The 21,463-nt window shown below is 42.9% G+C and carries 21 protein-coding genes; 7 read left to right on the top strand and 14 right to left on the bottom strand.

Features of this window, described 5'->3' with window-relative positions:
- Positions 1-141: 141 nt before the first annotated feature.
- Entirely contained in the window at positions 142-720 is a 579-nt protein-coding gene (locus U0035_RS10215) for a C40 family peptidase (RefSeq protein ID WP_114792209.1), read from the bottom strand.
- 163 nt (positions 721-883) lie between these two features.
- Between U0035_RS10215 and fumC the strand changes: the two genes are divergently transcribed.
- Positions 884-2,281, top strand: coding sequence for a class II fumarate hydratase (fumC, locus tag U0035_RS10210; protein WP_114792208.1), 1,398 nt, complete (start codon positions 884-886; stop codon positions 2,279-2,281).
- Positions 2,282-2,396: 115 nt separating this feature from the next.
- Here fumC and U0035_RS10205 read toward each other — a convergent pair whose 3' ends face one another.
- From U0035_RS10205 to U0035_RS10185, 5 genes are all read right to left on the bottom strand, one after another.
- Positions 2,397-2,774: a DUF2911 domain-containing protein gene (locus tag U0035_RS10205; RefSeq protein ID WP_114792207.1), complete on the bottom strand. Its 378-nt coding sequence runs from the start codon at positions 2,772-2,774 to the stop codon at positions 2,397-2,399.
- A gap of 132 nt (positions 2,775-2,906) precedes the next feature.
- Positions 2,907-3,584 (bottom strand): tRNA (guanosine(37)-N1)-methyltransferase TrmD, encoded by a 678-nt coding sequence (gene trmD / locus U0035_RS10200; protein ID WP_114792206.1) that lies wholly within the window; start codon positions 3,582-3,584, stop codon positions 2,907-2,909.
- A gap of 43 nt (positions 3,585-3,627) precedes the next feature.
- Entirely contained in the window at positions 3,628-4,239 is a 612-nt protein-coding gene (locus U0035_RS10195) for a hypothetical protein (protein WP_114792205.1), read from the bottom strand.
- Positions 4,229-4,828, bottom strand: coding sequence for an RNA polymerase sigma factor (locus U0035_RS10190; protein WP_211316499.1), 600 nt, complete (start codon positions 4,826-4,828; stop codon positions 4,229-4,231). The genes U0035_RS10195 and U0035_RS10190 overlap by 11 nt, the downstream gene beginning before the upstream one ends.
- A 58-nt stretch (positions 4,829-4,886) precedes the next feature.
- A complete protein-coding gene (locus U0035_RS10185; protein ID WP_114792256.1) occupies positions 4,887-5,297 on the bottom strand; it encodes an RNA-binding S4 domain-containing protein in 411 nt (136 codons plus the stop codon).
- Between the two features lie 155 nt (positions 5,298-5,452).
- On the opposite strand from U0035_RS10185, the gene U0035_RS10180 reads away from it, so the two are divergent.
- The 4 genes from U0035_RS10180 to U0035_RS10165 are packed head-to-tail and all read left to right on the top strand — an operon-like array spanning position 5,453 to position 12,331.
- A complete protein-coding gene (locus U0035_RS10180) occupies positions 5,453-8,179 on the top strand; it encodes a TonB-dependent receptor (RefSeq protein WP_162817959.1) in 2,727 nt (908 codons plus the stop codon).
- Between the two features lie 30 nt (positions 8,180-8,209).
- On the top strand, positions 8,210-9,538 hold the full coding sequence (locus U0035_RS10175; protein WP_114792203.1) for a DUF4876 domain-containing protein: 1,329 nt from the start codon (positions 8,210-8,212) through the stop codon (positions 9,536-9,538).
- A gap of 5 nt (positions 9,539-9,543) precedes the next feature.
- A complete protein-coding gene (locus U0035_RS10170) occupies positions 9,544-11,187 on the top strand; it encodes a DUF6850 family outer membrane beta-barrel protein (RefSeq protein WP_162817958.1) in 1,644 nt (547 codons plus the stop codon).
- Between the two features lie 4 nt (positions 11,188-11,191).
- Entirely contained in the window at positions 11,192-12,331 is a 1,140-nt protein-coding gene (locus tag U0035_RS10165) for a cytochrome-c peroxidase (protein ID WP_114792201.1), read from the top strand.
- Between the two features lie 417 nt (positions 12,332-12,748).
- On the opposite strand, the gene U0035_RS10160 is transcribed toward U0035_RS10165, so the two are convergent.
- Positions 12,749-13,054, bottom strand: a complete 306-nt coding sequence (locus U0035_RS10160; RefSeq protein WP_211316498.1) for a GxxExxY protein — start codon at positions 13,052-13,054, stop codon at positions 12,749-12,751.
- 92 nt (positions 13,055-13,146) lie between these two features.
- Entirely contained in the window at positions 13,147-14,511 is a 1,365-nt protein-coding gene (locus U0035_RS10155) for a dipeptidase (RefSeq protein ID WP_114792200.1), read from the bottom strand.
- Between the two features lie 236 nt (positions 14,512-14,747).
- Here U0035_RS10155 and U0035_RS10150 point away from each other — a divergent pair, with 236 nt between their 5' ends.
- Positions 14,748-15,806 carry a DUF7151 family protein gene (locus tag U0035_RS10150; protein ID WP_114792199.1) on the top strand — a complete coding sequence of 353 codons (1,059 nt, stop codon included), beginning with the start codon at positions 14,748-14,750 and terminating at the stop codon, positions 15,804-15,806.
- Between the two features lie 57 nt (positions 15,807-15,863).
- On the opposite strand, the gene U0035_RS10145 is transcribed toward U0035_RS10150, so the two are convergent.
- The 4 genes from U0035_RS10145 to U0035_RS10130 form a co-directional block, all read right to left on the bottom strand.
- Positions 15,864-17,027, bottom strand: coding sequence for a cysteine desulfurase family protein (locus tag U0035_RS10145; RefSeq protein WP_317048841.1), 1,164 nt, complete (start codon positions 17,025-17,027; stop codon positions 15,864-15,866).
- Between the two features lie 52 nt (positions 17,028-17,079).
- Positions 17,080-17,808, bottom strand: a complete 729-nt coding sequence (gene rnc, locus U0035_RS10140; protein WP_114792197.1) for a ribonuclease III — start codon at positions 17,806-17,808, stop codon at positions 17,080-17,082.
- Positions 17,809-19,059 (bottom strand): beta-ketoacyl-ACP synthase II, encoded by a 1,251-nt coding sequence (gene fabF / locus U0035_RS10135; RefSeq protein ID WP_114792196.1) that lies wholly within the window; start codon positions 19,057-19,059, stop codon positions 17,809-17,811. It abuts the gene before it with no gap.
- Between the two features lie 125 nt (positions 19,060-19,184).
- Entirely contained in the window at positions 19,185-19,421 is a 237-nt protein-coding gene (locus U0035_RS10130) for an acyl carrier protein (RefSeq protein WP_114792255.1), read from the bottom strand.
- 176 nt (positions 19,422-19,597) lie between these two features.
- Here U0035_RS10130 and U0035_RS10125 point away from each other — a divergent pair, with 176 nt between their 5' ends.
- Entirely contained in the window at positions 19,598-20,029 is a 432-nt protein-coding gene (locus tag U0035_RS10125) for a GNAT family N-acetyltransferase (protein ID WP_114792195.1), read from the top strand.
- Between the two features lie 5 nt (positions 20,030-20,034).
- On the opposite strand, the gene U0035_RS10120 is transcribed toward U0035_RS10125, so the two are convergent.
- Together U0035_RS10120 and U0035_RS10115 are read right to left on the bottom strand one after the other, a co-directional pair.
- Positions 20,035-20,505, bottom strand: coding sequence for a YcxB family protein (locus U0035_RS10120; RefSeq protein WP_114792194.1), 471 nt, complete (start codon positions 20,503-20,505; stop codon positions 20,035-20,037).
- 98 nt (positions 20,506-20,603) lie between these two features.
- The gene (locus tag U0035_RS10115; protein WP_114792193.1) at positions 20,604-21,458 is read right to left on the bottom strand and encodes a TraR/DksA family transcriptional regulator; all 855 of its coding nucleotides are present in this window, start codon (positions 21,456-21,458) and stop codon (positions 20,604-20,606) included.
- Positions 21,459-21,463: the final 5 nt, after the last annotated feature.

The following is a 21,463-nucleotide window of genomic DNA, read 5'->3' as shown; positions in this document are numbered from 1 at the left end:
GCAGCTAGCCATAGTTATTATTAAAACGAGGTTGCAGAATTGGTAATTATTATTGCAATCGCGTTGCAAACCAAAGAAGACACTAAGTGGATGCGGTCCTACGAACAATTGAGGTTTTGCAAACAGATAATACGAAAAAAGTTACAATCCGTTTTTCACCGAAATGATCTTTACCAGCCTTGAGGTATAATACTCGTTTAGCGACGAAATAGTAACGCCGCCTGCTTTGCCCGAGCTGGAATGGATAAACCTCAGGCTATCGGTATTGCCGGTTACAATACCCATATGGCCAACTACTGTTGCCGCAGGGTCGGTTCCTGTAAAGAGGATCAGGTCTCCCCGTTGTGCAGCCCGGAGGTCAACAGCAACACCTTTGTCGGTAAAGTCTACCGAAGACCTGGGTACTTCCACATTGAAATGGTTGAAAACATAGGTAATAAAACCCGAACAGTCGAAGCCTTTTGAAGGGCTGTTGGAAGCATATAAATAAGGAATACCCAGCAGCGTTTCTGCAAAATCAGCTATAGAATCTAATGGTAGAGCAACATTGGTATCCTTGGTTATTACATGACTGTTTAGTAAAGAATCTCTTGTTTGTGGCAGTGTATCAGCAGATGCAATTTTCGGTGATGCAGGAGCGGGTGCTGAACTCCGGGTGATGGTTAAAGCGTAGTATCCAAGTCCGGCCATTACAAGTAATATAATAATGAAATACTTCATAAAAGTTGCTATGAAAATACTGAAATAAATGTGCAGGTACGGCCATTTTTTTTTCCTGTGCTATTATGTTGTTAATCCGTATACTGTAAAAATAATGCAGTATGAATGGGCTTAAATAATACCTTTGTCACCATCTCATATTAAATAAATTTTTTAAACAATTATGGAATACAGAATTGAAAAGGACACGATGGGAGAAGTAAAAGTTCCTGCACAGGCTTTTTACGGCGCGCAAACCCAGCGTTCTATTGAGAATTTTAAAATAGCGCAGGATACCAACAAAATGCCCAAAGAAATTATCCGCGCCTTTGCTTACCTGAAGAAAGCTGCCGCTATTACCAATCAAAAGGCCAAAGTATTACCTAAGAACAAAAGTGTGCTGATCGGTAAAGTATGTGATGAAATCCTGGAGGGTAAACTGGATGCCGAATTTCCTCTGGTAGTATGGCAAACCGGTAGTGGTACCCAAAGCAATATGAATGTGAATGAAGTGGTGGCTTACAGGGGCCATGTGCTGAATGGCGGTAAGCTCACCGATAAAGAAAAATTCCTGCATCCTAATGACGATGTAAATAAAAGCCAGAGCAGTAACGATACTTTTCCCACAGCGATGCATATTGCGGCTTATAAAATACTGGTTGAAGTAACGATACCGGGTATTGAAAAGCTGCGCGATACGCTAAAGAAGAAGAGCAAGCAATATATGAAAGTGGTGAAGATCGGCCGTACCCACTTTATGGATGCTACTCCGTTAACACTGGGTCAGGAAATAAGCGGATATGTATCGCAACTGGACCACGGATTAAAAGCTATTAAAAATACATTGCCGCATTTGAGCGAGCTGGCCCTGGGTGGTACTGCTGTAGGCACGGGTATCAATACGCCTGAAGGGTATGATGTAAATGTAGCGGCTGAGATCGCGAAACTGACTAAGCTGCCTTTTAAAACAGCGGAAAATAAATTTGAAGCGCTGGCGGCACACGATGCGATTGTGGAAGCACATGGAGCATTAAAAACAGTGGCCGTAAGCCTGATGAAAATAGCGAATGATATCCGCATGTTATCCAGCGGTCCGCGCAGTGGCATTGGTGAGATCTTTATACCAGATAATGAGCCGGGATCTTCCATCATGCCGGGTAAAGTAAACCCTACCCAATGTGAAGCTTTAACGATGATTGCAGCGCAGGTAATGGGTAACGATGTTGCGATAAGTGTAGGTGGCGCCAACGGTCATTTCGAGCTGAATGTATTTAAGCCGGTAATGATCTACAACTTCCTGCACAGTGCAAGACTGATTGGCGATGGTTGTGTATCGTTCAACGATAAATGTGCGGTGGGTATCGAGCCCATACAGGCCAATATCAAAAAGCACCTGGACAATTCGTTGATGCTGGTAACGGCATTGAATACAAAGATCGGCTACTATAAGTCCGCCGAAATAGCACAGAAAGCACACAAAGAAGGAACGACTTTGAAGGAGATGGCGCTGAAGTTGGGCTATTTAACCGATAAAGAATTTGATGAGTGGGTAATTCCGGCGAAGATGGTGGGTAAGATATAAAGCCTGCTCAACTTGAAGAAGAAAATATGCTACGGATGCTCAGATGATTGATCAGAGTGTCCGTGGCTTTTTTAATTACCTTAATTAATATCCTTTCCTGCCTTTAGCGTTCCTATTATCCCCAACATAGAGTTACGGTAGCCGCCCCAAGACTGTTGGTTTTAGAAAATATCATCGTGCATTCATTGGGGTTGTAAGCGATAAAGAAACCGTAAGTGCCCGCAGGAAGTGGTTGCCCTTCTATTGTAACCGGGTTAGAAAAACTGATAGTGGTGTTTTCATTAGCGCCTGCCCGCCAGGGAGCTCCTTCATTATTGCCAAAACCCAGGTCGCCAAACCCTTCATACACCAGCTGACCCCAGATCTTGCCTTCGCGTCCTTTCACCGTCGGCCGGCTATAATGTATCATAACATCTGTAAGACCCACTTGCTCGTTTACCGTGGCTTTTTTATTGCCGCCACTGGGTAATGTGGTTAACGACTGCCCTTGCATGCAAATGGATAAAAAAGGTAAAACAGGGTTGCTGGAATTAATTTCTCATGGCACAAGTATTTGTACAAAGCTAAGATAGCGTACTTCCTGTTCCATACCGTCTACTGACGAAAAATACTGTATATATAAAAGTTATTCTTCCAACAGGTCAGGTCTCCTGTCTTTGGTACGCTGTACCGACTGCTCATAACGCCAGGTATCAATTTTTTTATGATCACCGCTCATTAATACATCGGGTACTTTTATACCACGGAAATCAACCGGGCGGGTATATACAGGAGGCGCCAGTAAGTTATCCTGGAAGGAGTCGGTAAGGGCAGAGGTTTCATCACCGAGTACGCCGGGCAGCAGCCTTCCAATGGAATCTACTAATACCGCCGCTGCCAGCTCACCACCACTTAATACGTAGTCGCCAATAGATATTTCTTTGGTTACATATTGCTGGCGGATACGTTCATCAATACCCTTATAATGCCCGCAGATCATGAGCAGGTTATTTTTGAGCGATAGGCTGTTGGCTGTTTTCTGGTTGAGCCGCTCACCATCTGGTGTAAGGTAAATAATTTCATCATAGGCCCTTTCTTTCGATAACTGTTCGATGGCATTGGCCAAAGGCTCGCACATCATAACCATACCTGCTCCTCCACCGTACTGGTAGTCGTCTATTTGTCCGTATTCATTCACTGCCCATTGGCGCAGCTGGTGCACTTTAACGGTCAGCAGTCCTTTATCCTGTGCACGTTTCATAATGCTGTGCTCAAACGGACTGGTCAATAGGTCGGGTAACACGGTAAGTATATCGATATGCATGCTGCAAATGTAAGACCTGGTTCACTATTGTCATCGATGGGTTTTAATTATCTTCCTTTAGCGAATCAATCACTTCTTTTAACTGGTTGACGTACTTGCCATAATAATATTTGAGCCACCAGTTAGTGGCGGCGATCATAAATACCATCGACGCAAATCCGATTATAAACAGGAGGATGACCGGTAGCCCTGTAAGCGTTTCCCATTTACCGGCTCTCTGGAGATGGCTATAGGAGAAAAGTCCGATAGTGAACATCAGGAAGGGGATGAGCAAAAAAGCCCAGGACCGGTACCGCTCCATATTTAATTGCAGGTCAAAATAGATTTTAAGTAGCTGATCCTTACTGGCAAGATCGAAAGCGTCCACTCCTTTATAAAACCTGGAAAAAGCCAACAGGTAGTACGCTGATACAATCGTAATAACCATAAAACCCAGGTAATAGATCAGGTACAGAGATGGGCCCATTTGCAGAATAAAAGGGAAGAAAATAAACAAAGCCAGGCTAATGACCTGCATCTGCAATTCTTTTTTCATCGTGGCCTTTAGTTGCACCAGCGGGTGCTTAGCTCTTTGAAGCTTTTCTATGGCATCAGGGATTTGCACATCGTCGGCCTTTTCGGCATCCCACTCGGATCTTAGATTGTCAAAATTCATAGCCCAATGATTTAATGATTTTCTGTAATTTTTCTTTGGTGCGGTTTAGCTTAACACGTGCGTTTACTTCGCTGATCCCCAACTGAAGCCCAATCTCTTTATGCGAGAACCCTTCCATAAAATAGAAGATCAATGCTTTCTCCACCGGGTTTAAATGATGCGTAGCCGCATAAAAAATATCCAGTTGTGCCTGTTGTTGAGGATGAGTGCTGTTGTCAGCCACTTCAGGTGCTTCGGTGTATACCAGATGATCGTTATGCTTTTTATTATTGCGCAGGTAGGTTAATGCAGTGTTTAAAGCCACCCGGTACATCCAGGTTGCAAACTGGCTATCACCGTTAAAGTTGTGAAAAGAGCGCCAGAGCTGCGCCATCATTTCCTGTATCAAATCCTGCCGGTCGGCTTCGGTATCCATATACAGGCGCGCCACCTTATGCAGTATACCTGCATGTTGCTTCATCAGTTGTAAAAATGCCCGCTCTTTATCTGCCAAAATGTTGATTGAAATATTGTTACTATCTATTAACCGCGAAGGCGCAAAGGCCACGATGTCTTTTTCCGAATCAGGTACGCATACTCTTTGTGTCACAGCCTGGTGCACTTCATGTATAGGTTAGTATCGGACGAACAATATTCGTTACAATTTTTTATGGATTTTCTTCGGGCAGTTCGTCTCCGTCCATGAAACCATCCAGGCTGCGGCGTTCTTTTTTGGTAGGGCGGCCAATTTTACTAAGGCGCTTGCCGCTGTAGAAGGAGGCAGCCTGAATCTTAGCTTTTTCCAGTTCTTCCGGAGGCGTAAGGTCGGTATAATATTTAATGGCTTCTTCATACTTCAGGCGGGTATGCAGGAGGCCCGTTACTTTAATGCGCCATTTGCGGCCTTCGGTGCGGATATCATAAATATCACCCAGGTGCACGTTTTTACCTGGTTTGGCCGGTTCTTCCAGGTATTTTACCCGGTTGTCGTTGCAGGCATCGGTAGCGATCCGCCGGGTTTTAAACAGTCGGATCGACCATAAATATTTATCAAGGCGTAATTTTTCTTTGTCTGTCATCGGGGCAAAATTATAAAATTGGCCAGTAATGACGAATAGTTGATTTTGGTCAAATGAATATTTCCGCATTTCGTAAATGAAACGGGAAGATATGCCAGTAGTTTTGCAGCTCCAAAATGAAAGGGACTATTGCTAAATATTTTTATATTGGGCTGTTGTCGCTCGTAGCAAATTTTTTTGCTATAGCGTTAGGTGCGCAGGATACCGGAGGTATTCGTGGTTGGGTAGAAGACACGCAGGGGAAGCCACTGCAGTTTGCTACAGCAAAATTAAATTTAGATGGTGTTGAAATCGCTTCCAAAACTACCGACGCTAGTGGTATGTTCGAATTTTCTACGGATTTTCTAAGATTAGATAGCGTTACGCTTGAAGTTTCTTACGTAAATAAAGCCACTCAAACGATTGTGCTAAAAAAGGCGAATTATGCTTCCGTTATAAAAATGACACTCCCCAACCTGAGTTTAACCTTAAACGATGTAGTGGTAACTGGTACGGTCAAAAATCAGAACTCAGCGTCTTCGATTGTTTTTGACGAAGAAGCTATCCGTCAGTTACAGGCTTTTTCATTGATGGATGTGTTAAATACTTTGCCCGGAAAGAAGACCGAGGCACCTAATTTACAATCACCTCAAACAATTAATTTAAGAACCAGTGCATCGGACGCCGACGCAATCAATAATTCATTTGGCATAGCCGTTTTTATAGACGGGGTTCGGGTTAGCAATGAAACAAACATGCAGTCTCGGGGCCTCTCCTCCCGGGGACTTGGAGGCTCTTTGTTAAATGCCCAGGGGGAAACGGCGATGGACGTTACTTATAATGGTTTTGATTTGAGAGATATTCCCATGTCTAACATAGCCAGTATTGAGGTAATACAGGGTATTGGTTCGGCACGTTACGGCGATTTTACGAACGGGGCGATACTAATTACTACAAAGGCGGGCAAGGCCCCGTATAGTTTTACAACAAATATTAACGGCGGCTCCAGTAGTTTCTCATTGACAAAGGGGCTCAGTTTGGGGGAAAAGGCGGGTGCCGTGAATTTTAGCATAGGATACCTGAATAGCAATGACGATCCACGGGACAAGCTGAAAAGCTACGATAATTTCAACGCCAGTTTAAAGTGGACGAAAAACTTTTCAAAAGTTGTTACCAACTCGCTTACCATAAATGGCGAGTCTAACCTGGATGATATTAAGGCCGATCCTGACGACGATGACCGGGTAATGAGTTATTCTAAAAGAAGAAATCTACGTATTAGCAATAATACTACCTTCAATTTCAATAAACGATTTTTTAATACCGCGTCAGTTCTTTTAAACTATTCTCAGGGAAAACAGTATACCTACTCGCAAATGCTGTTTAATCAGCCGCCCAAAGGGATAGGATACAAGGATACGACAGGGATTTATGAAGGCGTTTTTATTCCGGGGAACTATTTGGCGGTGGAAGAAATAGACGGTAAACCCATTGCTTACAGTGCCAATATAGACATGCAAACCAACCTGCTGCCAACTGCCGGCCTGCAACATCAGCTGTCATTTGGTTTTGCTTTTAATACTTCTGGCAATACGGGATTGGGATACATTGTAGATCCCAACAGGCCAAGATGGGTCAATTTATCAAATCAGAATGAACGGTCTTTCAGCTATGAAGATAGTGTCCGATTTGAAAATAATGTAGCCCTGTATTTACAGGACAATGTCAGAGGTAAAATGTTTTCAAGACGATTTAATTTGGGGCTTGGCTTTAGATTAAATTTTCAAAACGGAAGAAATAATCCCCAGCCCAGGGTTTCCTTCAATTATTATGTTCATAAAAACTGGAGTTTAAGCACTTCTTACGGGATATCGTTTAAATCGCCTTCTTTGGCGCATTTATACCCTGCTCCGACTTATTTCGATATACCGTTGCTGAATCTGTATACAGGCCAGGTTAATAAAAGCCTTTATCTGGTTTACACCCAAAAAGTGTTGGCGAAAAATGAGCGTCTTAGAAATGCGGTGACCTATCAGTTTGAACAGGGTGTAACTTTTAATTCGGCTAGAATAGGAAACGGGTCGCTATTCGGTTACTACAAAAAAAATAAAAACGGATTCAATACGTTTTCAGAGTTTATACCTGCAGAGATTCCGTTGTACGACTATACTTTAAATGAGGATGGTACCATTGCTTATTTTCCTACTGGCGAGCAGGGCAAGGTGTGGGAATTGAAGCGTAGCCGGATGAACAATGGTTTGAGCTCGGTCGACTATGGTTTACAGTTGTCATTTCAGACAAAATTTGTACCGGTTATCGCCACCTCATTTGGTTTAAGAGCAGGTTATACTGTATCTAAATACACCGGAGGGAATTTAACAACAACCGAACTGGCTTCAGATGTGGCCCAACAAAACGGAGTAGTGTATGTGCAGTATATAAACAAGCAAAGAACTTCCCGGGAATCTATTGTGAGTTTTACGACAAGCACCCACATTCCAAAAGTTGGGTTTATTGTAAATACGGTGATCGACTATCAGCCATTATTGAAACAGCGCTGGGAAGCACAGAACATTTACCCGGTCGCGTATACACTTTATACGGGCGAAGTGATCGTGCCCTCGCCCGAGGCGGCCCGAAACGATGCGTTAGCTTATTTACGCAAAGGCTTTGGTGAAGCAGATCAGGAGCAGTTGGTTATTCCATCAAAAGGTTTCTGGAACTTCAACATGCGAGTGGCAAAAGAAATTAAAAAAAGTATACGGTTATCGGTTAGCGCTTTTAACGTGCTGAACATGAAACCTAAGGCATATAAAATTAGTAATAATAACGGTTCTGATTCGGTAGGAATCTATAATTACCGCCCTTTAAGCATTACCATAGGTGCCAGTTTGCAATTATAAAACATAACAAGTAGTAAAAAAAACAGAGAAATGAAAAAACAATTATTTGCGGTTATGCTGCTGCTATCTGCTTTTTTCGCCTGCAGAAAGTCAGATATTGATACAGTGCAGGCCATATCGCTGAGCGTACAGGTGGGATACAGCCCGGAGGATAGTGCTTTAGGTTTGTCTAAAGAAAATGTACTGGTTAAAATAACCAATTTGATAAGCGGACAGGAGAATACGGCCAGTACCAACGGTTCGGGCATTGCTGTATTTGCGAGCATTGCTCCTGGAAATTATACCGTATCTGCTTCCAGAAACTATACTGAAGAGGAGTTTCGGTCGTTGACAAATGTGTTTGTGACTTCTAATGTGCCATACAATGCAACAGAAACACAAGCGCTGAATATGAATACAAATATCCGGCTTCAGCTGCAGGGCGGCAAAATAGGGGACCTGGTGTTTAAACAAATTTACTATGCAGGTTCCGATACCAAAACCGGTGCCTTGTATCGCGACCAATTCGTGGAAATTTATAATAATTCCAATGAAACAATATATTTGGATAGTTTGTTCCTGGGCAGCACTATATGCAACAATAAAGCGGTGTCTACTGGTGCGGTGCCATTCGACTGGAGTAAAGTATCCGGAATGTCTGCTATTGGCGATCCGAATAAAGACAACCTGTATTTCAGGTATTTGTTTATGATTCCCGGCACTGGCAAAGAGCATCCTCTTGAGCCTGGTAAAAGCATAGTTGTCGCACAAACAGCCATGAACCATGCGAACCCCTATGACGGAAATGATGGCGAAATAATAGGTATCACCAATCCTGCGTTAACAATAGACTTAAGTCATGCCGATTTTGAAGTAAATCTTGTTGAAGATCTCCGAGAAGCCTATACCGGAACAGGTACCTTTCAACCATGGAAATATGATGTTGATAACCCTCTGGTAGATAATGTAAAAGCTTTTATATACAGTGGTAAAGATTGGGTTATGGATAACAATAGCCGGGATGACTTTATAATGTTTAAAGCGGCCGGAGTAGATATGAGCAACCTTCCTAAATTTTTAGCGCCAAGCGGTGGCGGCGACTATGGCTTACAGGTTCCGTTAACCGTTTCTATCATTGATGCGGTAGAGCTGGTTACTCCGCTGGAAACAGATCGAACGCCTAAAAGGCTGCCGGTTGGATTAGATGCCTCAGGCAATTTTGTTGCGGGTGCCAGGTATTCATCACAGTCGTTAATAAGAAAAACGGTAAAAACCGTAGAAGGACGAAGAATATTACAGGATACGAATAGTTCAGCTAATGATTTTGAAACGAAAACAAAAGCCGACCCGTCTAAAAGCGATGCCTCATTTGAGAAGTGATGAACATGTTTTCTAAACTTAAGATATTTTGGATTACCGCTGGTTTCAGCCTGAACATGTTCTTTGCACATGCTCAGGTTGCTACTTTGGAAGATTCATTGTCCTCTATCAGTCCCGGCTTCTATAAAAGTTTGCAAACCGAGCGGGCAAAGGGAAATCGCTCAGACAGTTTGTACTGGATCCTTTCGAACCGGGAGAGGCTGCAATTTTTGCAAAGTAACCCAGTTCAGCTGGTATTTGATACATTAAAACAGGCAGGATTAATAGAGATGCATTATAAAAATACCGAAAAGAATATTCGACTGCCGGTAGAAGCGTATCGAACCTATACTGCGGCTTTTTATACAGAAGGTTTTACAACAGTTGGAAAAGCTAAAATACAAGGCCGGTTTTATTTTGATAAAATCTGGGAAGACAGCTTGGCTAATAATCTGTCTGAAAGTTTACAACCAGGCACGCCATTTACGCATTTTGCTGCGAAAGCCGGTAATTATGAACGGCAAAACATAAGGTTTGAGGCAGGATTGGGGCTCCCTTTAGCCGGCGGTTTTCAGATGACCTCTTTATTGAACTATGACTACCACTGGTCTTCAGGATCGGTCGATCCCCGACCCGAAAATAAAATATTTCAAATAAAGTATACTCCGGGTTTAGCTTATAAATATAAGAATACGATTTTGGGAGCGGGATATATGATCGGCAAAACGGATGGGGCATATGATATTTTGTATAAGAATGAGATGTTCAGAACGAGCCAGTTGTATCCCGACAGGCGTTTGTATATTAACAATGGATATGGGTATATTGGACAGTATACTTCAGAAGCTTATTCGAAATCGAAAGATAAGATTGATGGGTGGATTATAAATATGGCCACCCATATCAGCAACTGGTGGGTGAAAGGAAATTATAGCAATTCCTTTTTTGCGAAAAGAAATTTTATTTTATCTACCAATAAGGATAGTCTAAACAATCCCATACAAGAGCAGGTTCACAGTAAATACGAGCTTCTGGTGAAAAAACTGGAAGCGCTTATTTATAATGAAAATCAAAAAAGAGTGCATCAGATCTCATTCAATGGAAGTATTAACGAAGGGACAGCTGTGCTGATGTCGTCATCCAACGGCGCCAACTATCTCTACGACGGGCATAACGCTTTATTAGACTATTTGCTTTCTCTAAAAAACTTTGGAAAGGTGCTGGTAGAGCTGGGTTTTAATGGGATGTTCAATCATTTTAAAAAGAAGGATTTTCTTGCAATGCATTTTTATGAGCATACAAGAGCAGACTTTTCTCTATATGCCGGTAAGTATTTTTATGGAGCAAAACATAACTTTAAAATCAATGTGAAGTCCGGACTGATGCTGCCGCTCAAAAATGATTTATCAGTGCCGCTAACACAAGTAAATGTATTCACCGGAAACATTACGTATCCCGAATATGATTTTAGAGGATCAACTTTTTTCAGTGGCAAGCTGAGCCTTATGTATTACTCACCTTCCCTATTGAGATTAGCAGGGTCTTCCATTTCTTTGAATATAGACTACCTGCAAAAGCTTAAGGATAGCGATATTAGCAGAGCTCTGGTTCCAACTTATACCGGCAAAAATCAATTCAGTATTTCATTAGGATTTCAAATATTTTTGTAAACTCATGCGAAAAATATATCTGGTTATAGGTCTCATTATTCTTATTGGGCTCGGCTCTTTTTCTTTTACGAATCAGGCTTTACCGGTATTTAAAACCTACAATGATTCCTTAAGAAATCTGTATAGTCGTCCTATAGCCCAATGGCCACAGCCTACGATAGACGCTGGTGCTATATGGAGCGAAATGGTGGTGATGCCTAAAGATGATACTTCCTGGTTCAAAGCCGATAAAGACCCCTTAACGCATCTTGGTAAGATACTTTTCTTTGATCCCCGTTTGTCGGGTTCCAACCAGATATCCTGCAGCAGCTGTCATGATCCGGACCTGTCATGGCAGGATGGAAGGGTGCTTGCCTTAGGTAACGATCATTTGCAGGGCACCCGTAACACCCAGAGCCTGCTGAATGTACACATTAATAAAGTACTGTTCTGGGACGGACGTGCTAACAGCTTTGAAACGCAGATGGTAGAGCCTTTGAGTGCACACCATGAAATGAATATGGATGTGCCTACACTTGGTGAAAAGCTGGGCAGGATAAAGGGGTATGAAGCGCTGTTTGAAAAGGCCTACCAAAGCAAGGAAATCGACTTTGATAAGATATCCCGGGCTTTAGCAGCATTTCAAAAAATCATTAAAAGCCGCTCCAGCCGCTACGACCAGTTTTTAGGCGGCGATTACGAAGAGTTTACTGATGATGAAGTGGCCGGGCTGCATTTATTCCGCACTAAAGCGCGTTGTATGAATTGCCATAGCGGCCCGTTCTTAACAGATACCAGTTTTCATAATATCGGTCTTACTTATTATAAAAGAAAATTCGAAGACTTGGGGCGTTATAATGTAACAAAGAAAAATGAAGATGTTGGCCGATTCCGTACTCCTTCTTTAAGAGAGCTAGGCCGAACCCGTCCCTGGATGCACAATGGTTTGTTTGATAACCTCGAAGGCGTTATTAATATCTATAACAGCGGTATGCCGCAACCTGCTAAAACCGAAGAGCAGCGTAACGATCCCATGTTTCCTAAAACAGATCGTTTAATAAAACCATTGAACCTGATCCCCCAGGAAAAGAAACAACTGGTAGCTTTCTTAAATACATTGACGGGTACGCCTTACCGCATGCGCCGGCCGGAGTTGCCAAAGTAATAGAATTGCCATTAGGTAAGACATAAACCATAACGGAGTTAAGGTTAGTTAAGTCTTAATGCTCCTTCATTTCTTAATGGTTTGCTTTTCCATGTTGCCATAGCTGGAATGCTACTGCAAAATATTTGAACCATATAAAGGTTACCACGAATACACAAAATGAAGGATACGTGGTAGTTTATTCATGGTCAACTCAAAGTGCCAAAGGGGTACAGTTGCCCAGGCTTTACTATTGCTTTTTTAAAGTAAGTACTCCGAATTAATGTCACCTGCAAAAAATAGATTCCCTATGCGGGGGATAGGAGCAATATTCGTGTATTCGTGGCATACAACTTTCATTAAAGTACTACAAAACGATGCGTTTAGAAGTTAAACGGGTTAAACCAAAATTTACCAGCATGGACAATTGATTACCGGCTACTTCAGATAATTAATACATTGCGCTGTAAACTCATTAGTGAATTGCGAAACAGATTTTATTTCGAGTATAATTTCATTGAATACAACAAAATCGGCATAGAAATAATGTGGCAGTACGATGTCTTTATAACGGGCACTGTATTTCTTTTCCCGTTCAAAAGGAATATGCCGTTTATTAAACTCGTACTCTAAGGCATCTTTATACACTATTTCTGCAAACCCGCAGCCCAGGTTATTGTGTACTTCCATACAGGTGCCTACAATTGTATAGCTTTCTTCTTTAAAGAGGATTGGTTCATCCATAGGTAGTATTTGTTAGGTATCAGCAATGCTAAATTAGCCACGAATGCACGAATAGTTATTACTTTTTTATTCGTGCATTCGTGGCATTAACTTTATTCAGCAAAGAACTGGTGGAAATAAGGGATGGTTTCGATGCCCTTATAATAGTTCTCTATATTATATTTTTCATTCGGGCTATGCAGTCCGTCATTATCCAGTCCGAAGCCCATAAAGATGATCTTGGTGCCCAGCTCGCTTTCAAGCGTGTGGCAAATAGGAATGCTGCCGCCACCTTTTACCGGAATCGGTGTTTTACCAAATGTGGTCTCCAGTGCCTTGCTGGCTGCCTGGTAACCCTTGCTATCGATAGGCGTGCCATAAGGTTCTCCGCCATGATGCTCAAATGCATTTACCGTTACACATGAAGGCGCTATTTTCCTGAAATGAGCCAATAGCAATTCGGTAATCTTTTCGCTGGTTTGATTAGGAACCAGCCTTGCCGAGATCTTTGCAGTAGCTTTAGCCGGCAGAACGGTTTTTGCACCTTCGCCGGTGTACCCACCCCAGATGCCGTTTAGCTCCAAAGTAGGACGGATGCCGGTACGCTCATAAGTGCTGAAGCCCTTTTCTCCCCATAGTTCTTTAATACCTATTTCGTCTTTATACTCCTGTTCGTCAAAAGGTGCCTGGTTAATTAGTGCTCTTTCTTCTTCTGATACTACATTTACATCATCATAAAACCCGGGTATGGTGATATGATTATTTTCATCATGACAGCTGGCGATCATCTTGGATAAAACCACGATGGGATTGGCCACCGCACCGCCATAAGTACCGCTATGCAAGTCGCGTGCTGCTGCTGTAACTTCTACTTCAATATAGCTCAGTCCGCGTACGCCTGTATCAAGCGAAGGGTTTTCCATGCTCAGTAAAGAACTGTCGCTGATCAGGATCACATCTGCTTTTAGTAGCTCTTTATGGGCGGCAACAAACTTACCCAGGTTAGGAGAGCCCACTTCTTCCTCACCCTCAATAATGAACTTGATATTGGTGGTCATGGTATTCGTCTTCACCATGGTTTCCAGGGCTTTTACGTGCATGTAAAACTGCCCTTTATCATCGGCGCTACCGCGCGCAAATACTTTTTCATCTTTTATAGTGGGCTCAAAAGGCGGCATATGCCAAAGTTCCAGCGGTTCTACAGGCTGCACATCATAATGGCCGTAAACCAGTACAGTTGGTTTTGCAGGGTCAATTATTTTTTCGCCATATACCACCGGATGTCCGCCGGTATTCATCACTGCCGCTTTATCACAGCCGCTCGCCAGTAAAGAAGCCTTCACCGCTTCAGCGCATTGGATCATATCTTCTTTATGCTCGCTTTTCGCACTTATTGATGGAATACGCAATAAATCCATCATCTCTTTTAAAAATCTTTCCCGGTGTTGTTCCTGGTATTCTTTCCAAACTTGGCTCATATACTATATTTTGTTATGATTACGAAGGTAATAGATTTAGATAATTTTTATACAGGAGCAATGATGAGTGGCGATTACTGACGAATTTCGAAAAAAATAAGGTTCTGTTCAATATCTTCAATACTATATAGGTTGGCGTCTGGTTGGCAGGTTTAAATATGCTGTATCTGGTTCAGTTGTAGTATATTTGCGCGAAATAATTGCCTTCAACATTACCCCCTCTAGGCCAAAACATAATGCGAAATTATTTTATTGTATTTTTTTCGTTTTGCGCCCTTTTATGCAGTTGTAAAAAAGGCGTCACCGGTAAGCGTGGTGAAGACGGAACGGATGGTGCCAATGGTAAAAACAGCCTGATCGATTTTGTTACCGAACCATCGGGAGCTAATTGTGCCAACGGTGGCTATAAGGTATTATCAGGAATAGATCAGAATGGCAACGGAACATTGGATGCCGGCGAAGTGCAGGTCACCAAATACTTATGTAACGGCGATAATGGGAACGGAGGTTCAGGAAGCAATGGCAAAAACTCGCTGATTTCATTTGTAACCGAAGGTGCAGGAACGAACTGTGCAAAGGGAGGATATAAGGTGACTTCGGGTGTAGATGCGAATGGTAATAATGTCTTGGATGCTGCCGAAGTGCAAAACACGGCCTATATCTGTAATGGTAATGAAGGGCTGACTTCCCTGTCATCAGTGGTTGCAGAGCCCACAGGTACCCATTGCCCCAATGGTGGTTTCAAAGTAACAACTGGTTTGGATGTCAATCGAAACAATGTATTAGATAATAGCGAAGTGCAGGGCACGCAATATATTTGTAATGCGTCAGGAGGTAATGGTACTGATGGTTTTAACAGCCTGGTTGATGTGGCGCCCGAACCCATTGGTAATAACTGTGCAGGCGGCGGCACCCGTATCAATTATGGTATGGATTTGAACCGTAATAGCGTACTGGATCAGGCAGAAATTTCCCGTACCTCGTATATCTGTAATGCTAACCGCGTATACGCATCAGTAGTGAGTCAAACCGGCGTTACGGCCCCGGTAGGGATTCCGTTAGTGAATAATCTGGGCGTTACTGTCACCTGGACCCGTATTGCTGCAGGACGATATACAGGTACTATCAGTCCTGCAATCAACCTGGCCAAAACGCTGGTGTTAAGTAATAATACGAATGTTACGACAACGCTGACTTCGAATAATTCTATTCTGCTTGAAAATGTTTGTACGTCAGCCAGCACTTACTGCGATGGATTTGTAAATGTAACAGTAGGTCTTTTAGTGGTAGATTAGTATACCAATTTTTTTGATACCAGAGCCCTGGCAGTTAATTAGCCGGGGCTTTTTGGGTTACCCGAAAACGGGGAGCTGGCTTCTCAGGTTGGATACCGCTCTTACAACTTCTTCAATAGCAAATTCAATATCTGCGGCTACAGTATACCTGCCGAGGCTAAAGCGTAAGGCTGCACGTGATAATTCTTCCGGTGTACCCATTGCGGCCAATACGTACGAGGGATCAAGACTGCCACTGGTGCAGGCCGATCCTGCCGAAAGGGCCAGTGATTTATTGAGCGCCGACAATAACTGGCTGCTATTAAGACCGGCAAATGAAATATTTAAAACATGGGGGAGATGCCTTACCGGGTGACCGTTTAAGGAACTGCCTGGTATTTGCAATAAAGCCTCTCCAAGTTTTTTTCGGAATGCTTCCAGCTTTACCGCCTCTGCTTCCATTTCACCGAAACTTATAGCGCAGGCTTTACCAAAGCCTACAATACCCGGAACATTTAAGGTACCGCTTCTGATGTTTTGCTCGTGCCCGCCTCCTGTAAGCTGGGCCGTTATTTTTACTCTCGGATTACGGCTCCTGATATACAAAGCTCCCACACCTTTAGGGCCATACATTTTATGGGCGCTGCAACTCATCAGGTCTATGCCGGCTTCGTTAGGATGCACCGGTATTTTGCCCACCGCCTGCGTAGCATCGCAAAAAAATAAAACCTGCCTGCGTTTACAAATGGCGCCTATTTCTTTTATCGGCTGCAATACGCCGGTTTCATTATTGGCCAGCATAACGGTCACTAAAATGGTATGCGGTTGAATAGCGTCCTCCAGTTGTTGTATATTGATGATGCCGTTGCTGTCCACGTCCAGGTAAGTAATTGACGCCCCTTTTCTTTCTAATGCTTTACAGGTGTCTAAAACAGCCTTGTGTTCGGTTTTAGTAGTGATGATATGATTGCCTTTCACCGCATACATTTCGAAAACACCTCTTATTGCCAGGTTGCAGGCTTCCGTTGCTCCGGACGTAAATATCATTTCCCGGCTTTGTACCCCAAGTAGTTGTGCTAATCTTTTCCTGGCTTGCTCTACAGCGCCTTCTGCCTGCCAGCTAAAGCTATGTACGCGACTGGCTGTGTTGCCAAAATATTGCGTAAAATAAGGCAGCATTTCCTGTACTACTCTTTCATCACAGGGCGTAGTAGCGCTGTAATCCATGTACACGGGTGTCATTTTTACCATCAATTAAAGGTAGTAAAACGAACAGAGAATATAAAAGTATTGATTATTGTACGGGTTCGTTTTGGTTGATGCCCAGTAAGGCCAATGCCGTGTTAGCTGCAATTTGTGATGCATCCTTTTTGTTAAAAGCACTGCCCTGCGCAATGGCTTCTCCATCCACAACAGCAGCCATCGTAAACAGCCTTCGGCCATTTTCTATCTTTTCGCTCAGCAGGTTAAATTCAAGCGCTTTGCCGTTCCTGTTGGCCCAGCCGTACAGTTTGTTTTTATGATTGATCTCCCGGGTTTCCAGTTCGTCCATAAACATATGCGGATTGATAATATAATCCTGCACCCAGCGACAGGTGCGTTTATACCCGTAGTCCAGGTAAACAGCACCTACAAGCGCTTCCAGTGTATTTCCGAAAATATGGCTGGTTTTAAGACAGTTGTCGAGTTTGTTGAACTTCGTGATCTTTTTCAGTCCCATTTTTACTGCTACATCATTCAACTGCTGGCGGTTTACCATTTTGCTGCGCATTTCGGTTAGAAAGCCCTCTCCATGGTAAGGGTAGCGTCTGAAAAGATAGTCGGCCGTAATAGAACTCAGTATCGCATCTCCTAAATACTCCAGTCGCTCATTATTTTCATCTACACTTTCGCTGATGGACCGGTGAGTTAGGGCAGTTTTATAAAGTTGAAAATTATCGGGTGCAAAGCCCAATATATTCTTCAACTCTTTTTTAAGAGATGTGTCAGAATTCCTGGAAAAAAGGTCCCTAATGAAACTCACTTATGTGTATTTCTTTACAATTACACAGGCATTATGCCCTCCAAAACCAAAGGTATTGCTTAATGCTGCATTAACTACCCGGTTTTGTGCTTTGTTAAAGGTAAAATTTAATTTTGGATCCAGCTCAGGATCGTCGGTGAAATGGTTGATCGTTGGCGGAACAATATCATGCATTACGCTTTTGATGCAGGCAATAGCTTCTATTACACCCGCAGCTCCCAGGCAATGACCTGTCATACTTTTGGTAGAGCTGATATTCAGTTTATAGGAGTGCTCTCCGAAAACATCCAGGATAGCCTTGGTTTCAGCAACATCACCCAGTGGTGTAGAAGTGCCATGTGTATTAATATAATCGATATCCGTAATGCTTAAACGGGCATCGCTTAATGCAGCCAGCATTACGTTTTTAGCGCCCAGTCCTTCAGGATGGGGGGCAGTAATGTGATAAGCATCTGCGCTGGCACCACCACCTACTATTTCACAGTAGATTTTTGCACCTCTTGCTTTGGCGTGTTCCAGTTCTTCTAATATTAAAATACCCGCAGCTTCACCCATTACGAAGCCGTCGCGGTCTTTGTCATAAGGTCTGCTGGCAGCAGCCGGATCATCGTTACGTTCGCTCATTGCTTTCATAGCATTAAAACCACCAACACCAGCTTCGCTGATAACGGCTTCGCTGCCACCCGTAACAATAATATCAGCCTTGCCTAAACGCAGTAAATTGATGCCATCGATCATTGCATTGGTGCTGCTGGCACAGGCGCTGGTTACCGCGTAGTTGGGTCCACGCAGATTATGACGCATACTCACTTGCCCTGCTGCAATATCCAGGATCATTTTGGGAATAAAGAAAGGGTTGAAACGGGGCGTGCCATCGCCTTTGGCAAAGTCCATTACCTCATTCTGGAAAGTAATTAATCCGCCGATACCGCTACCTAACACCACACCAATCCTGTCGGGGTTGATATTGTCTTTAGTAAGACCAGCATCTGCCATCGCCTGATCGCTGGCCACCAGGGCAAACTGCGAAAAGCGGTCTATTTTACGTGCCTCTTTTTTATCAAGAAAGTTGGTAGGTTCAAAATTCTTTACTTCACAGGCAAAGCGGGTCCTGAACTTGGTTGCATCAAACTGAGTGATAGGTGCAGCACCTGATACGCCATTGATCAATCCGTTCCAATATTCGTCTACCGTATTCCCCAGCGGTGTCAAAGCACCCATACCGGTAATTACTACCCTTTTAAATTCCATTAGCTGTGCAGCTCTACGTTAATAAAAACCGCCTTTGCATGGGTAACCACTTCAAAGGCGGATATAAAATTTTGCTACTTACTTGCCGGTAACCGCCAGCAAATGAAGCGTTTGTCTTAAAGTTATTACTTAGCGTGCTCTTCTAAGTAAGATACAGCCTGGCCAACAGTGGTAATTGTTTCAGCCTGCTCATCAGGAATAGAAATGTTGAATTCTTTTTCAAATTCCATAATCAACTCAACGGTATCGAGAGAATCTGCGCCCAAATCGTTGGTAAAAGATGCTTCGGTAGTTACTTCTGCTTCGTCAACGCCTAATTTGTCAACGATGATTTTCTTTACTCTTGATGCAATGTCTGACATATCTGATTGTTTTTGTTTGTTGAGTGCAAAAATAGAGTTTTTGACTAAATAAGTATGAGAAACAAAAAAAAATGTAAAAATGTTATCATGCTTTAAAAAAGTTGAAATGAAGCCAAAAAAAAATGCTATTTTACAAACAACGGTTATCGTAAAATCAGTCGTGTAAATCAATCAGGATGGCCTTAAAAATTATAGATTTTGGTACTAAAGAGTATCAGCAAATGATAGATCTGCGCAACGAAATTCTGCGCAAACCGCTAGGTATGGAGTTGGAAAGCTCCGATATTGAGGCCGATAAGGAGAATATATTGATTGGCGCCTTTGAAGAAGAGAAAATGCTGGGCTGCTGTATTTTAGTTAAGGAAGGCGATTTGGGTGTTATTTTAAGGCAAATGGCAGTTAGGAACCAGTTGCAGGGGAAGGGGATTGGCCGGGCCCTGATGGAGTTTGCTGAAACCATTGCCCGCGATATTGGTTACCGGGAAATATCGATGCATGCCCGCTCCAGTGCAGCCGGCTTCTACGAGAAAATGGGATATAATGTTACAGGCGATGAATTCCTAAAACTATCTATAGCCCATATACTAATGAAAAAACGTATTAACTAATAATCTTATATCTTATTTTTCAATAAATCTCTGAAATTTTGCAGGTGTGCCAGGTCTTCAAAGGCATTTTTGGGAACCAGCAGGAAGGATTTGGTATCAAAATACAGGTGGAAGAAATTGGGGGTTTCCTTGTAATTGCGTAACGCTGTGTAAGGCCAGCTTCTTTTTCCCTGCTCATGTTCTAAAGTAAAGTCGGCATCGTTAAAATACATGGTAAATGCATGCTGAAATGTTTTCGCCTGGCGGTACACCGTAGCAGGCAATATAAACCATAAACTGGCCATCAATACAATCCACAGAAAAGAATAAGTGAGAAATGCCGTAGGCGTGATTTTTCCTAATGCATACAATACTAATGATAATATAGCGAAAGCGTTCACCAGTATGATCATAATACGGAGTTCCGTTTTAGATATAAAATGGTAACGTAAGGCCTGAATTACCTGTTTTTTATCGTAATCGAATGAAATGGTCATTATATATAAGGTGTACTTGAAAACAAATAACAAGATGAACGGTAAGAAAAAAGCGAAGCGTTGCCGCCTCGCTTACTATCTTAATCACCAATGCCGGCTTATTTATTCATCATCGATTTAGCTTCGATACTTAAAGTAGCATGAGGCACGGCGCGCAAACGTGCTTTGTCGATCAGGTTGCCGGTTACGCGGCAAATACCGTAGGTTTTATTCTCCACACGCATTAATGCTTTTTCCAGGTGGTCGATAAAGGTAATCTGGCGGCTGGCTAACTGGCTTAGTTGCTCGCGCTCCATACTTACACTGCCATCTTCCATGGTCATATAACGTCCTTCGTCCATATCACCACCTTCGTCACGACGGGTAATAAGTCCCTGTAAATAGGCCAGCTCTTTTTTGGCGGCGTCTAATTTTCTAAGGATAATTTCTTTGAACTCCTGCAGATCACTATCTGAATATCTTACTACTGATTTCACTTTTTCGTTTTTATGGGTGTCTAAAATGCTTTTGGTAAAATCCGGTGTGTACTTTACTGCACTTTTGGTAGACAGCTTAGGTACAACAGGAGGCTTACCTGTTTCTTTTCGGGGTACTACTTTGGGCACTGGCTTTTTTTGCGGCGGCGCAGGCGTTTTTTCTACTGCTACTTTGCTGGCTACTGACCCGCCTGTACGGGCGGGTTTTTTCGGCGCTGCTTTCACAACAGTTTTCACCGGAGCCGCCTTTGCGGGAGCCTTCGCTGTATCTGCTTTTACTGATTTAGCGGGAGACAATTTTTTAACAGGTGCTGCTTTTGCTACAGATTTTACCGGAGCCGACTTTTTAGGGGCTGCTGCCTTGGCCGGACTAGCCGTTTTTTTGGGGGCAGCTGCTTTTTTTGCTACCACTTTTGTTGGAGCCGTTTTTTTGGCCGGAGCTGTTTTCTTAGCCGGTGTGCTTTTTTTTGTAGCCATTTATT

The organism is Niabella yanshanensis (genome assembly GCF_034424215.1).
Taxonomy (GTDB): domain Bacteria; phylum Bacteroidota; class Bacteroidia; order Chitinophagales; family Chitinophagaceae; genus Niabella; species Niabella yanshanensis.
The sequence above is the reverse complement of the archived record's forward strand: the minus strand, read 5'-3'. Positions and strand labels throughout refer to the sequence as shown.

Bases quoted from the DNA above. Each gene is read 5' to 3' on its own strand.
- U0035_RS10145 (WP_317048841.1), bottom strand. From the start codon at position 17,027: ATGACACCCGTGTACATGGATTACAGCGCTACTACGCCCTGTGATGAA.
- U0035_RS10215 (WP_114792209.1), bottom strand. From the start codon at position 720: ATGAAGTATTTCATTATTATATTACTTGTAATGGCCGGACTTGGATAC.
- U0035_RS10165 (WP_114792201.1), top strand. From the start codon at position 11,192: ATGCGAAAAATATATCTGGTTATAGGTCTCATTATTCTTATTGGGCTC.
- fumC (WP_114792208.1), top strand. From the start codon at position 884: ATGGAATACAGAATTGAAAAGGACACGATGGGAGAAGTAAAAGTTCCT.
- trmD (WP_114792206.1), bottom strand. From the start codon at position 3,584: ATGCATATCGATATACTTACCGTGTTACCCGACCTATTGACCAGTCCG.
- U0035_RS10160 (WP_211316498.1), bottom strand. From the start codon at position 13,054: ATGGATGAACCAATCCTCTTTAAAGAAGAAAGCTATACAATTGTAGGC.
- U0035_RS10205 (WP_114792207.1), bottom strand. From the start codon at position 2,774: ATGCAAGGGCAGTCGTTAACCACATTACCCAGTGGCGGCAATAAAAAA.
- U0035_RS10195 (WP_114792205.1), bottom strand. From the start codon at position 4,239: ATGAATTTTGACAATCTAAGATCCGAGTGGGATGCCGAAAAGGCCGAC.
- U0035_RS10115 (WP_114792193.1), bottom strand. From the start codon at position 21,458: ATGGCTACAAAAAAAAGCACACCGGCTAAGAAAACAGCTCCGGCCAAA.
- U0035_RS10120 (WP_114792194.1), bottom strand. From the start codon at position 20,505: ATGACCATTTCATTCGATTACGATAAAAAACAGGTAATTCAGGCCTTA.
- U0035_RS10175 (WP_114792203.1), top strand. From the start codon at position 8,210: ATGAAAAAACAATTATTTGCGGTTATGCTGCTGCTATCTGCTTTTTTC.
- U0035_RS10185 (WP_114792256.1), bottom strand. From the start codon at position 5,297: ATGACAGACAAAGAAAAATTACGCCTTGATAAATATTTATGGTCGATC.
- fabF (WP_114792196.1), bottom strand. From the start codon at position 19,059: ATGGAATTTAAAAGGGTAGTAATTACCGGTATGGGTGCTTTGACACCG.
- U0035_RS10170 (WP_162817958.1), top strand. From the start codon at position 9,544: ATGTTTTCTAAACTTAAGATATTTTGGATTACCGCTGGTTTCAGCCTG.
- U0035_RS10155 (WP_114792200.1), bottom strand. From the start codon at position 14,511: ATGAGCCAAGTTTGGAAAGAATACCAGGAACAACACCGGGAAAGATTT.
- U0035_RS10125 (WP_114792195.1), top strand. From the start codon at position 19,598: ATGGCCTTAAAAATTATAGATTTTGGTACTAAAGAGTATCAGCAAATG.
- U0035_RS10150 (WP_114792199.1), top strand. From the start codon at position 14,748: ATGCGAAATTATTTTATTGTATTTTTTTCGTTTTGCGCCCTTTTATGC.
- U0035_RS10130 (WP_114792255.1), bottom strand. From the start codon at position 19,421: ATGTCAGACATTGCATCAAGAGTAAAGAAAATCATCGTTGACAAATTA.